This is a genomic window from Nitrosomonas eutropha, assembly GCF_900116685.1.
GTDB lineage: Bacteria > Pseudomonadota > Gammaproteobacteria > Burkholderiales > Nitrosomonadaceae > Nitrosomonas > Nitrosomonas eutropha_A.
On the sequence record NZ_FPBL01000001.1, the window covers coordinates 522,884 to 534,327 of the forward strand.

Annotated in this window: 12 protein-coding genes and 1 pseudogene; 3 read left to right on the top strand and 10 right to left on the bottom strand. The window is 48.6% G+C overall.

All coding sequences use genetic code 11. The annotated features are described in order from the left end of the window. Positions 1-16: 16 nt before the first annotated feature. From BM331_RS02615 to BM331_RS02625, 3 genes are all read right to left on the bottom strand, one after another. Positions 17-463, bottom strand: coding sequence for a universal stress protein (locus BM331_RS02615; RefSeq protein ID WP_074926731.1), 447 nt, complete (start codon positions 461-463; stop codon positions 17-19). Between the two features lie 114 nt (positions 464-577). Continuing rightward, the gene (locus BM331_RS02620; protein WP_074926733.1) at positions 578-2,227 is read right to left on the bottom strand and encodes a hypothetical protein; all 1,650 of its coding nucleotides are present in this window, start codon (positions 2,225-2,227) and stop codon (positions 578-580) included. 11 nt (positions 2,228-2,238) lie between these two features. Beyond that, positions 2,239-3,378, bottom strand: coding sequence for a Do family serine endopeptidase (locus tag BM331_RS02625; protein ID WP_074926735.1), 1,140 nt, complete (start codon positions 3,376-3,378; stop codon positions 2,239-2,241). A 37-nt stretch (positions 3,379-3,415) separates the two neighbouring features. Between BM331_RS02625 and BM331_RS02630 the strand changes: the two genes are divergently transcribed. After that, positions 3,416-4,162, top strand: a complete 747-nt coding sequence (locus BM331_RS02630) for a Nif3-like dinuclear metal center hexameric protein (RefSeq protein ID WP_074926834.1) — start codon at positions 3,416-3,418, stop codon at positions 4,160-4,162. Between the two features lie 149 nt (positions 4,163-4,311). Next, on the top strand, positions 4,312-5,628 hold the full coding sequence (gene mltA / locus BM331_RS02635) for a murein transglycosylase A (RefSeq protein WP_256214786.1): 1,317 nt from the start codon (positions 4,312-4,314) through the stop codon (positions 5,626-5,628). Between the two features lie 31 nt (positions 5,629-5,659). On the opposite strand, the gene BM331_RS02640 is transcribed toward mltA, so the two are convergent. From BM331_RS02640 to BM331_RS02665, 6 genes are all read right to left on the bottom strand, one after another. After that, positions 5,660-6,373: a DsbC family protein gene (locus tag BM331_RS02640; RefSeq protein ID WP_074926739.1), complete on the bottom strand. Its 714-nt coding sequence runs from the start codon at positions 6,371-6,373 to the stop codon at positions 5,660-5,662. A gap of 44 nt (positions 6,374-6,417) precedes the next feature. Further along, positions 6,418-7,584, bottom strand: coding sequence for a UbiH/UbiF family hydroxylase (locus BM331_RS02645; RefSeq protein ID WP_074926741.1), 1,167 nt, complete (start codon positions 7,582-7,584; stop codon positions 6,418-6,420). 238 nt (positions 7,585-7,822) lie between these two features. Continuing rightward, positions 7,823-8,446, bottom strand: coding sequence for a PEP-CTERM sorting domain-containing protein (locus tag BM331_RS02650; RefSeq protein ID WP_083414658.1), 624 nt, complete (start codon positions 8,444-8,446; stop codon positions 7,823-7,825). Continuing rightward, positions 8,406-8,894: a hypothetical protein gene (locus BM331_RS02655; protein WP_074926745.1), complete on the bottom strand. Its 489-nt coding sequence runs from the start codon at positions 8,892-8,894 to the stop codon at positions 8,406-8,408. The genes BM331_RS02650 and BM331_RS02655 overlap by 41 nt, the downstream gene beginning before the upstream one ends. A gap of 170 nt (positions 8,895-9,064) precedes the next feature. Beyond that, positions 9,065-9,361, bottom strand: a complete 297-nt coding sequence (locus BM331_RS02660; RefSeq protein ID WP_074926747.1) for a helix-turn-helix domain-containing protein — start codon at positions 9,359-9,361, stop codon at positions 9,065-9,067. Next, positions 9,358-9,714, bottom strand: a complete 357-nt coding sequence (locus BM331_RS02665; RefSeq protein ID WP_256214787.1) for a type II toxin-antitoxin system RelE/ParE family toxin — start codon at positions 9,712-9,714, stop codon at positions 9,358-9,360. The genes BM331_RS02660 and BM331_RS02665 overlap by 4 nt, the downstream gene beginning before the upstream one ends. A 484-nt stretch (positions 9,715-10,198) precedes the next feature. Here BM331_RS02665 and BM331_RS12120 point away from each other — a divergent pair, with 484 nt between their 5' ends. After that, the gene (locus tag BM331_RS12120) at positions 10,199-10,867 is read left to right on the top strand and encodes a PEP-CTERM sorting domain-containing protein (protein WP_074926749.1); all 669 of its coding nucleotides are present in this window, start codon (positions 10,199-10,201) and stop codon (positions 10,865-10,867) included. Positions 10,868-10,914: 47 nt separating this feature from the next. Here BM331_RS12120 and BM331_RS02675 read toward each other — a convergent pair. Beyond that, positions 10,915-11,444: pseudogene (locus BM331_RS02675) on the bottom strand (IS5 family transposase); the annotation flags it as partial.

Genomic DNA, 11,444 nt, shown 5'->3' on the forward strand with positions numbered 1-11,444 from the left:
TCTAATCTGTATTCTCTCAATCCCTGGTATCGCGAATCAGCAATATAGGGATAGGCGCTATCCGAGCAACCCCTTCAGCCACGCTACCCAGCAATAATCGACTGAAACCCGAATGACCATGCGTGCCGATCACAATCAGCTCTGCCTGCCAGCGTCTTGCCTCCTCCACCAAAATATTAGCAATTCGTTCGTTATTTGATGGAATCAAGCGAGTTTCAACCGGGATACCGGCAGCCTCTACTATTGTTTCAGCTCCAGTTAGTATTTTTTCTCCACAATCGTGGATTGTTTTCTGCAATTCTTCGTAATTAAAATAATTCTCATCTACTAAATAGACTGCATCTTCATAAACATGCACAAGCTCCAGACAAGCTCCTATTTTCTTTGCCAATTTAACCGCTTCCTGCAAAGCCAAATTTGAAGTAAAGCTGCCATCAACCGGAACAAGAATCTTCTGGTACATCAAATACCTCCTGCAAACATTAACTGGATCAATATATCTCTGCCGCACATTCGCGCTCATCACCTATCTTATCCCGTATTACATCAGGGAGTATTTCCAGACGAGACGAGTCAGTCAGGCACTGCGCAGACGAGAGTATCCGATCGCCACTATAGCCAGCATGGGTAATACAAACCCTAGAATCGTTACTATAATCAGCAAAACACCCAATTCACTATAATCAGCCGGAACCAATATTTCACCAGTATCTACCTCTCTGACTTCGCGTGTTACCGTAAAAATCTGGTTGATATACTTGGTTGCCAGTTGCGAAGCAGATAAAGCCAAGTTGGTGAATGAAGCCATGACAGCAAAAAAGGTTGCCTTGAGTTTCTCGGGAGCCGAATTGGCAATCCACGCCAGCATTGGAATCATGGCGATCTGCCCCAGCGGTGATTCCAGAGCTGTATCAATTACCGCAATAAAGCGCGCATCGACGATTCCGCCCGTATGTGCCGCAGTCCATACATGCAAACCGAAATACATCGAAATGATCGGCAGCGACAAAACAGTACCAGCTACGGTTAGTGCGCCAATGACATAAGCCATTGATCGTTCAGCCATAAACCGACGAAAAATAAACATGCCAGCAAGCGTCAGCACAGAGCCAATCAAAGAAAGTGTAGCCAGAAACTGCTGATCAAACCCCAGCTCATCGATCATCCACCAAGTCGAGCCCGCACCAGGTGTGGGAACGCCCCGGAATACAAATACCAGCAAGGCTGTTCCTACCAAAACATTGCGTGCCTCACTTTCCAGCTCGGCAGTCAATTGCCAGATCAAAAACAGCACAATCACCATCGACAGGCTAAAAATAATTTCTTCAGCACCGGAAATCTGCACAAGCCCAACCCCCAGGGAGACAACTGTAAAAGCCAACCCGCCACCTAGTATCCACCAGTTAATTGGAGGTGTTTCGACATGGGCACCAGTTAATATTCCGATTTCTTCACGATTTAGTCCCTGAGTGGAAAAATGTTTTATTTCACGCCATTTCAACCATCCGGCCAGCCAGATTCCGCATACTGAAACAAAAGGAATTACCAGTGCAAGCTGGTATATCAGCAGATAGGCCTCTCCCTTGCCAGCCTCGGAAAGGGTTGCGACACCTTTCATCAACACAACGTTTGCAACCGCAACCAGAATACCGCCACCAATAATAGCAACACGCCCCAACGTCTGCATCGTAATGTGCATCTGCTTGCGTACTTCCAGATCAATCAGCTGTCCATCCGGATTGACGCGCGGAACAGCCTCTACAGTCATGGCATCGGCCACTACATCCTGTAGCACATAACCTACCGGTGCAAGTAACGCAGCCAGCACATACCACTGCGCCAGTGGTGCAACCTCACGCATCGCCTCGGTATAGCCAAGCAATCCGATCATGATAAAAAGACTGGTCGCGATCAATCCCGCTCCCAGATAGACTAGCAAGCTCTTCCAGCGCCACATCAGATCCACCAGATGACCCATCGGCATTTTCAGTGCCCATGGCAGCGTCATCCAGAAGCCGAGGGCAGCCAAAAATTCTGCCGACAACCCCAGTCTTTCCTTAACGTAGAAAGTGCCAACAATTCCTGTGAGACTTGAAATACCGGCTGCCAGATAAACCATCAAGGGAGGCAGATACGAAAGACGCATTTCCCTGCCCAGAGCCAATAAATTAAGATCAACCCACCGAAACAGTGCGGCGGGTAATCGCGTGACAAACTCAATATTCACTCGGTATGCAGTCAGCCTGGCCGTTTGCCGATTTGTACCTGAATATCCAACTCTTCCCCATTACGGAGAATAGTTAGCGTTGCTGCTTTACTTGGGGGAAGGGATGCCACTATATTCAGCATTTCGGAAGCATTGAAAACAGGCTTGCCATTCACTGCCGCCAAAATATCTCCTGGTTTGATTCCGGCATCGTCGGCTGGCCCATTTTTAAGTACGCCTGCAATCAGAGCTCCATCAGTTTTCTTCAGCTTTAGGGATTCCGCCAACTCTGGCGTTATATCTTGCATACTCACGCCAAGCCAGCCGCGCGTAACACCACCTGTTTCGATAATCTGCTGCATGATCTGTTTAGCCGCATCCACCGGGATAGCAAATCCGATACCAAGCGACCCGCCGGAACGTGAATAGATCGCAGTATTGATCCCGATCAAATTACCGGAAGTATCGGTCAGCGCACCACCGGAATTACCGGGGTTGATTGCTGCATCGGTCTGAATAAAATTTTCGAATGTGCTGAGCCCCACCTGGGAACGCCCCAGTGCACCGATAATTCCCATCGTCATCGTCTGCCCTACACCAAACGGATTACCAATTGCCAGCACAATATCCCCCACTCTGGCTTTTTCAGAATCGCCAAAGGCAATGCTGGGGAGTTTGTCCAGATTAATTTTTAGAACCGCCAGGTCACTTTCAGGATCCGAACCAATCAAGTGTGCTTCGGTTTTTCTTCCATCCATCAACGCCACCTGAATCTCGTTAGCCGCTTCCACCACATGATGGTTCGTGAGAATATAGCCTTCCGGGCTAACGATTACTCCGGATCCCAAGCTGGAAGTGCGCTCGGTTCTCGGGCTGAAACGATTGCCAAAAAATTGCTGAAAGACAGGATCATCCATAAACGGATGGGAAGGCACTCTTACTTCCTTACTGGTAAATATATTCACCACGGAAGGCATCGCCACTTCTGCTGCTGTATGAAAACCACCAGCACCCAGCGCTTTTCCACCATCAGCCTGGACTGCTTCACGGATAGTCGCCAGCTTGCCGCGAGGCGTCCACGGCAGCAATTCCGGGCGCAAGGTTGAAACAACAAAAAAGATGGCGAGAAGAACAGTAATGGTTTGTGTGAAAATTAGCCAGAGTTTTTGCATGGAAAATCCTACATCCCAAATGAACAGAAAAAGTATTATGCACCAAAATATACTGGAAAATTACCTGAATGATCTGCTGGACGTTCAGCAATTCCGTGATTACTGTCCCAACGGATTACAGGTGGAAGGACGAGCTTCGATTCAAACGCTCGTCAGTGGTGTAACTGCTTCCCAGGCTTTGATACAGGCTGCACTGGATTTGCATGCGGATGCCATCATCGTGCACCATGGCTACTTTTGGCGTGGAGAAGATACCTGCCTGCGCGGCATCAAGCGCCACCGTATCGCCACGCTCATCAAGCATGACATCAATCTTTACGCTTACCATCTGCCTCTGGATGCCCATGCTGAACTGGGCAACAACACCTTGCTCGGAAAAAAACTGGGAATAAAGGAAGAAGGCCACTTCGGCGAACAGAATATCGCTGCTTACGGTTATTTTCAAAAACCAGTCAGCCTTGACGAGCTGGATAGTTTACTGAGCTCAGTACTGGGGCGCAAACCACTGATAATCGGCGACCCGCTTAAATCTGTCCGACGTATTGCCTGGTGTACCGGAGCAGCTCAAGGATATTTTGAGGAAGCTATCCGGCTGGGTGTAGATGCATTTATTACCGGTGAAATTTCTGAACAGAACGTGCATACAGCCAGAGAATCCGGCACGGCTTTCATCTCAGCCGGACATCATGCCACCGAACGCTATGGAATTCAGGCGCTTGGTGATCATATCGCGCAAAAATTCAGTATTGCACACCATTTTATTGATGTAGAGAACCCGGTATGACTAATACATTAGCAATACGGCAGAACAAAAACAGGCAGCCGCTCTCAAACAGCAAACAAGGTATGATCTATTTTTTTTCATCCTTGTTATTATCCAGTTGTTCCAGTGGTTTATTTTTTTTACGGGGGAGCGTCCACCAGACGAGGAAAATGAACAGACTCAACGCCAAGATTGCTTCCAGTGCTAAAATCCACATATTCTTCCCTGAAAAAATGTTTTTACAAAACAGATACTTTAACCGAAATCTGCTGAAAACCCAATTTATCACCCTGCTGATCTTGATCCCGCTCGGATTAACCGGCTGCAAAACTGAAACCATTTCCACCAAATCTTCCACATCCCAAATACCTGCAAAAGTGGCCGCCATTCCCACAACACCACAATTAGCAAGCCCCACTCAAGATACCAAAGACAAGGAAGATATGAGGCTACTTAAAGCTGCCAGTTGGTCAATGCTGCCAGGCTGGCAACATGAAAGCCTTCTTCCAGCGTGGAATACCTTCATGCAAAGTTGTAAATCTCTCGAACGGCGCCCCTCCTGGCAGGAGGTATGCACGCAGGCTACAACCATTCGGCATACCAGTGAACAAGCTGTTCGAAATTTTCTTGAAAATCACTTTGCACCTTATCAGGTGATCAATCCAGATGGCACTACCATTGGCCTGGCAACCGGTTACTATGAACCTCTGCTTAAAGGCAGCCGTAACTATTCCAGCCGCTTCCGTTATCCGATTTATTCCACTCCCGACAATCTGCTGACGATCGAGCTCAAAGATGCGCTACCCGATGCAAATCAGGTAGCGCTACGTGGCCGTCTACAGGGACGCACAATTATTCCTTACTACACCCGTGCTGAAATCGAGAACAACCGCAGTCTGCTGAAAGGAAAAGAACTGTTGTGGGTAGAGGATGAGGTCGAGCTGTTCTTTCTTCAGATACAAGGATCTGGCCGCATCGTGCTGGAAGATAGTGAAACCGTAAAAATCGGCTACGCGGATCACAACGGTTATCCCTACCGCTCTATCGGAAAAATATTGATTGATCAGGGTGAGCTACCCGCCTGGCGGGTGTCCATGCAGTCTATCAAACAATGGGGACAGCAAAACCCTGCCAAATTAAAATCCCTGCTGCAGCAGAATGCGCGTTATATTTTCTTTCGCGAACTGTCAGCCGATCTTGCCGGACCGATCGGTGCGCTAGGAGTTCCTTTAACGGCGGGCAGAAGTCTGGCTATCGATCCGGACAGCGTTCCGCTGGGTGCTCCAGTCTATCTTTCCACCACTTGGCCCAATACAGCACAGCCACTTAACCGCCTGATGATTGCTCAAGATACAGGCAGTGCTATCAAGGGTGGGGTGCGTGCTGATTTTTTCTGGGGACACAGCTCGGAAGCCCAGACCCAAGCGGGTAAGATGAAGCAACAAGCCCAGATGTGGGTCCTGCTTCCTAAGCAATACAGGGAATAAAAAGTAACCAATCAGGCAGATAACATCTGTATCACTGACTCGCTGCCTGATCTAGCCGCTTTTCGATTTCTGATTGCGGGATAAAACCCGGTACCACTGAGCCATCCGCAAAAATCAGGGTTGGTGTACCAGTTACTCTGTTCTGATGGCCTGATTCCAGCAGTATCTGCAGCGGTGCATCACAACTCTTGCCAGCAGGAGCAACTGATTTCAGCATAAAATCATCCCATGCCTTGACCCTGTCTTCAGAGCACCAGATGGCTTCAGCTGTTGTCATGGAGCCGTTAAGAACAGGATAAAGCAAGGTATAAATAGTGATATCCGTCACATTAACCAGCTCCTTCTCCAGTCTTTTGCAATAAGGACAATTGGGATCGGAATATACAATCAGCGTACGTTTTCCGTTTCCTTTGACTGTTTTCAGCGCATGTTCCAACGGCAATGAGTCAATTGCAATCCGCCGCGAATCCCGGATCTGTTGCATGCGCTCACTGGTCAGGCTTGCCCGCTTCTTGGCATCCACAATATGCCCCATGAAAAAATATTCAGCCTTCTCGTCCGTATAAAAAATTTCCCCATCGATCACAGCCTCATACAGCCCCAGATAAGGTGTCTGCGTGAGGCTTTCTATTTTGCTCTCCGGGAAAAGAGCCTGAATCGCCTCTTTCAGATCAGCCTCATTCGCCTGCGCAATTCCGGACAATAACAACCCCAACAGGCCGAATGAACATAAAAACAAACGCATACTATTTCTCCAGTATAAAAATCCAGTAACCGTAAAAAGTGAATTCAGCTCAGCGCATGATGCATCAATCTGTTTTTCAGAAGTGGAAAACGATTGGTAATCCCCAACCCCAGATTCCTAATGCGCATAATGGCTGCATCCTCGCTACCAAACAGTTTCTGCAACCCGTCTGTCACCCATTGCATGGCAAGAATATCTTCCTTGCGATTACGTTCATAATAGCGTAGCAAAGAAAATTCACCACAATCTCCCAGCCCGTCAAACTGCAAAAGAACATTAGCCAGCTCACGGGCATCGCGCAATCCCAGATTAACGCCCTGGCCTGCCAGCGGATGAATCCCATGCGCAGCATCACCAATCAAAGCCAGCCTCGGTTTGACGAGTGATTTGGCTTGTACAAAGTTCAGCGGAAAGCCACGTTGCGGCGTAACCAGTCGCATCATGCCCAGCTCATGCTCTGCCGCCCGTCCAACCTGGCCGCATAACACCTCGGGTGATAAAGTAAGCAACTCATCAGCCAGTACTGCATTCGCTGACCAGACCATCGAAACCCGTTTCCCCGGCAACGGCAGCAGTGCAAGAACGCCATCACGGCGGAACCACTGATAGGCAATGTGATGATGAGGCCGCTCCACCTCAAAATTGGCGACCACCCCGGTTTGATGATAGCTATGGCGATCTACCGTAATTCCCGCCTGTTCACGAACACGGGAATTGACACCATCCGCCCCGACCAGCAACGCCGTCTGCAAAACCGTGCCATCTGACAAAGTCAGCTCAATGTAGGATTCATGCCAAGTAAGTGAGTCATACTGCGCCGGACAAAACAGTTGCACATTTTCTGCCCCCGATAGCGTCTCCCAGACAGCATGTTGCAGCTGGCGATTCTCGATGATGCAGGCAAGCTCCGGCACGCCACTCTCATACGCGCTGAAATCAATCCTGGCAGCGCTGTCGTCACCATGTACCCGCATTTCATGGACAGGTGTCACTCGCGCCACATCCATCCGCTGCCAAACTCCGCAAGCATGCAAGAATGCCACACTGCCGGGGCTGATCGCATACACCCGCCCATCCCAGCTGTCATCGGCTGGCAAAGGCGCTGGCGGCCGTGATTCAATCAACGCCAGCCTCAGCCCGCTATCCTTCAAAGCGGCCAACAGACTCGCACCTACCAGCCCGCCCCCAATCACTACAATATCGAATTTCATTGCCGGATTATACTAAGGAACCCCCCGCCATGATCACTGTTTTCAATCGCGAGTGGAACTGGCAGATAGTGGCCCGGAACAATAAGTAGCAACCCAGCTACAAGCCGCATCAAGTGTAAAGATTTTCGACAAAATTACTGAAGTAACCTGGCAACCTGAGTGCAGATCATGGTCAGGCGCTTAATGAAGAGAGGAGAATGTGAAGACAAGGATCCTTGCCTTCACAAATAAATCAGTCTTAAATCAGACTAATTGGGGAGTTACGGCGACGCAGCATCAACATGGCCAGACCACCCAATGCAATCAACAAACCACTGGATGGCTCAGGGACAGCATTATTTCCCGGATCGCCAGGAATCACGGGACCATCATTGCTTGCCATGATCAATCGGAATATTCCATTGTCAAAGCCACGGGATAGTAAATCCGTATCAAAGTTTTCAGCAAGATTAAGATACCTGATTTCTGAAAAATTACCACTCATTCTACTTACTTGGAACAGATCATAGGCAGTATCAAAACCTGGTGTATAGCCGCCAAAATCCAGTTCAAGTACACCGCCCGCAACAAAATTACCGCCGATGATGAGCTGATCATACGCTGTTGGCCCAAAAATCTCCATGTGCAGAACACTGTCATTTTTAAGCGTAAGATCGCCAGTAATTGTCAGTATTCCCGGAGAATTTCCTGGACTGATCAGGCCATAATTAATGACATCTCCGTCGATTCTACCGTCATCACCTGAGACTGTACCATAATTATGAACTACCAAACGAGAGCTCATGTCCATACCAAGAGGGACTTTACCAAGTACTCCCCCATTATCGAGTGCAAGCGCCCCCCGTTCTTCCAACATATACATCCAAAGCTGAAGCAACCCCACCGTCACTCACATTCAACTCACCATCAACATTAATCTTATTCAAGTGCCCTAATTGTGAATCTACACCTGCAACATTAATGGCACCACCAAGTTGAACACGAATATCTGGGCGAGGAAAACCGCTATCAATAGCAAGACCTACTTTTCCGCCATTCTCTATATTGAGAGTGCCTTTATTATTAACATCGAGACCATATGTGGAGTTAATTCCCCAAAGTGAATTTTCTCCTTTAATATTTACAGTACCCGTACCACCATAGTAGCTCTCACCAGAATAATCCCCCACAAGACTTTCACTATGGCTATAAACTTTTCCGCCATCAGTCACGTTGAGTGTTCCGTTCCCCAGTACTCCTATACGAATATTTCCATCAACCTCTAAACGTCCACCATCAAAAACATCAGCGATAGCTGTAATAACCTGCATTTATAACTGGATCAACCTGCATTCAATGCAATTTTGAGCCGGAAATAACTGCATCTATCCATCCCGCAAACCAGAGATAACTGCAAATGAACCTGCATTTATCGCCATCGACCTGCATTTGATCGGTGCAAACCAGGAATAACTGATTGCCTTTTTGCCGGCAGTTCTGGTCATACCGCCTGCAAGGCTTTCCGCACCGCTTTGGGCGCTCGATCGATGACCAGAAGATAGGCGCGAGTCGGTCCTTCCGGCTGGCGCGAACCCTGCTCCCAATGGCGCAGCGTGTTCACCGAAAAACCGAACCGTCCGGCAAATTCTTCCTGCGTCATGTCGAGCTTCGCGCGGATCGCCTTCACGTCGATCCGTTCGGGAACATGGACGCGATAGGCGGTCGCATCGGCCTTGCCCTCGGCATAGGCCACTGCTTCCCGAAGGCCGCGCCGGATGCTGTCTGCAACCTTGCTCATGGCTTTCTCCTTTTGAATGTGTCCACCAGCATCGTGGTTAACTGGCGGAAGTCGTTCTTGTCCCGCTGGCTCAAATCAACTCGTTCGTTCTTGGCGTAGGCGGTAAGCGCAAAGAGCGGCATATCGGCGTCGTGGTAAAAGTAGATCACTCGCGCGCCGCCGCGCTTGCCTCGCCCTTCCAGCCCCCAGCGGACCTTGCGGATGCCGCCTGTCCCCGGAACGAGATCCCCCGCCGTGGGATTGTGGGCCAGATAGTCCACCAGCAAGGCGCGCTCTTCGTCGTCCATGAGCTTTCGCATCGCCGACAGGAACTCCGGCGTTTCCACCACGTTGATCGGAACCTGCTTGACCATGTAGGTATACTACTCCAATGAGTCAGATACCACAACGCAAAAAGATAATCCATTGGATTATCTTTCCTCCGGTCACGCGCTCCCCTTCCGGCGCATTTGCTCGGCAAGAATAAGTGCTTTGCTTCCTCAGACCCATATTATTTAAGTCTTTCATTTATATGTGAATGTCTGATGGAATACGTATATGTCGAATTTCTTTACACTTTTGATGTTGTCATAGACCCAGGATACTGAAAATGCATTATTGCATCTAAGCGGGGGCTGGCCAGTACTATTGGGTTTTGGGGAGCCTGCCTGTAAGTTTTTATTTCTAAAAAATATTTTTATATGTCGATATTTTTTACACTCCAGGAAAATAAATCTTAATTGCATAAAATATGCATTATTAATGCATATGATTATGATTTTGGCATAAATATTGCTTAATTTACATATGTAATAATGTAAAAAATTTCAAATTACTTTTTCTAAAGGAAATAACAAAATGATAAAAAAAGCTACTTTGGCCACCGCGCTTGGCATGCTTGCTTTTGCTGCGCATGGGGAAACAGCAGTTAGTTATTCTTCTTTACCACTGAATTTAGAAACTACTGAGATCGCGCAATCTTTCAACCTGCCCTTTTTTGATACCAGTCTTGGTACCCTTGATTCGGTTACGGTTGAATTGTTCGGCCATGCGATTTCATCGGGCACATTGACGAATACTGCTGCCCAGAGCCAGAATCTTTCCTTTGAGAGTAATCTGAACCTGTTTTTATCTGGAGGGTCCCTAAGCGGTGAATTATTAAGCTTGCCGCTATTCAATACCGGCTTCATCAATATTGCTGGTAACGGAGGTACCTATGATCTTGGGAATGCAGATATCGATGGCTCAACATTGATCAATGTTTCTGCTGGAGATCTCAGTGCTTTCATCGGTGGTGGTAACTTGAGCTTCACCTGCAACAGTCTTACCGGCAATACGCAGACCGGAGGGGGTGGTAATATTCGCGTATCCCAGGAGACTCAAGCCGGTTGTGGTCTTGAGATAACCTACAATTATACGCCAGCAGACAATCCTCCTCCCGGTACTGTCCCTGAGCCCGGTTCACTTGCCTTGGTTGGCCTGGCAATGGCTGGATTGAGTTGGGTACGTCGCCGCAGAGCAAAATAAAGTTTATAAACTTTTCTGCGACTTACTCTTCTTTGGTTAGAACCTGTTTATGATCTTCTGAGTATCAGTGCCATGAAGGCCAGATGAATGAATTGCAATCTGGTGTTGAGTTTGCGCTCGCAGTTCTTCCACAGTCGTCGATTCTTCTCCAGCCAGGCAAAGCTGCGCTCGACGATCCAGCGCTTGGGGATAACCTTGAACGTGTGCAATTCACTACGCTTGGCAATCTGCCCTGTCACGTGCTCGCCCAGGATGTCCTTGACGCCCTGGGCAAAAGGCTGACCGACGTAGCCGCTATCACACAGCAGACTTTGGATTTGCTTCAAGTTCGGTTTGCAGCGCTTGAGAGCCTGCAACGCTCCTTTGCGATCAGTCACTTCTGCCGTGGTTACTGCAATAGTATGCGGCAAACCCTGGGTATCTACCGCGATATGACGTTTGATGCCCGATACCTTCTTGCCGGCGTCATAGCCCTTCTGGCTCGCCGTGTCCGTGTTCTTCACGCTCTGCGCTCTGCGCATCCACGATCAGGAACGTGCTGCAAGCGTTGCGCCCCAATTTCTCTCGGGCCGCGCCA

Excerpts from the sequence above, each read along its gene's own strand:
- BM331_RS02665 (WP_256214787.1), bottom strand. The coding sequence starts at position 9,714 with ATGGTCAAGCAGGTTCCGATCAACGTGGTGGAAACGCCGGAGTTCCTG.
- BM331_RS02615 (WP_074926731.1), bottom strand. The coding sequence starts at position 463 with ATGTACCAGAAGATTCTTGTTCCGGTTGATGGCAGCTTTACTTCAAAT.
- BM331_RS02655 (WP_074926745.1), bottom strand. The coding sequence starts at position 8,894 with ATGCAGGTTATTACAGCTATCGCTGATGTTTTTGATGGTGGACGTTTA.
- mltA (WP_256214786.1), top strand. The coding sequence starts at position 4,312 with ATGAACAGACTCAACGCCAAGATTGCTTCCAGTGCTAAAATCCACATA.
- BM331_RS02630 (WP_074926834.1), top strand. The coding sequence starts at position 3,416 with ATGCACCAAAATATACTGGAAAATTACCTGAATGATCTGCTGGACGTT.
- BM331_RS02645 (WP_074926741.1), bottom strand. The coding sequence starts at position 7,584 with ATGAAATTCGATATTGTAGTGATTGGGGGCGGGCTGGTAGGTGCGAGT.
- BM331_RS02640 (WP_074926739.1), bottom strand. The coding sequence starts at position 6,373 with ATGCGTTTGTTTTTATGTTCATTCGGCCTGTTGGGGTTGTTATTGTCC.
- BM331_RS02625 (WP_074926735.1), bottom strand. The coding sequence starts at position 3,378 with ATGCAAAAACTCTGGCTAATTTTCACACAAACCATTACTGTTCTTCTC.
- BM331_RS02660 (WP_074926747.1), bottom strand. The coding sequence starts at position 9,361 with ATGAGCAAGGTTGCAGACAGCATCCGGCGCGGCCTTCGGGAAGCAGTG.
- BM331_RS12120 (WP_074926749.1), top strand. The coding sequence starts at position 10,199 with ATGATAAAAAAAGCTACTTTGGCCACCGCGCTTGGCATGCTTGCTTTT.
- BM331_RS02650 (WP_083414658.1), bottom strand. The coding sequence starts at position 8,446 with ATGTATATGTTGGAAGAACGGGGGGCGCTTGCACTCGATAATGGGGGA.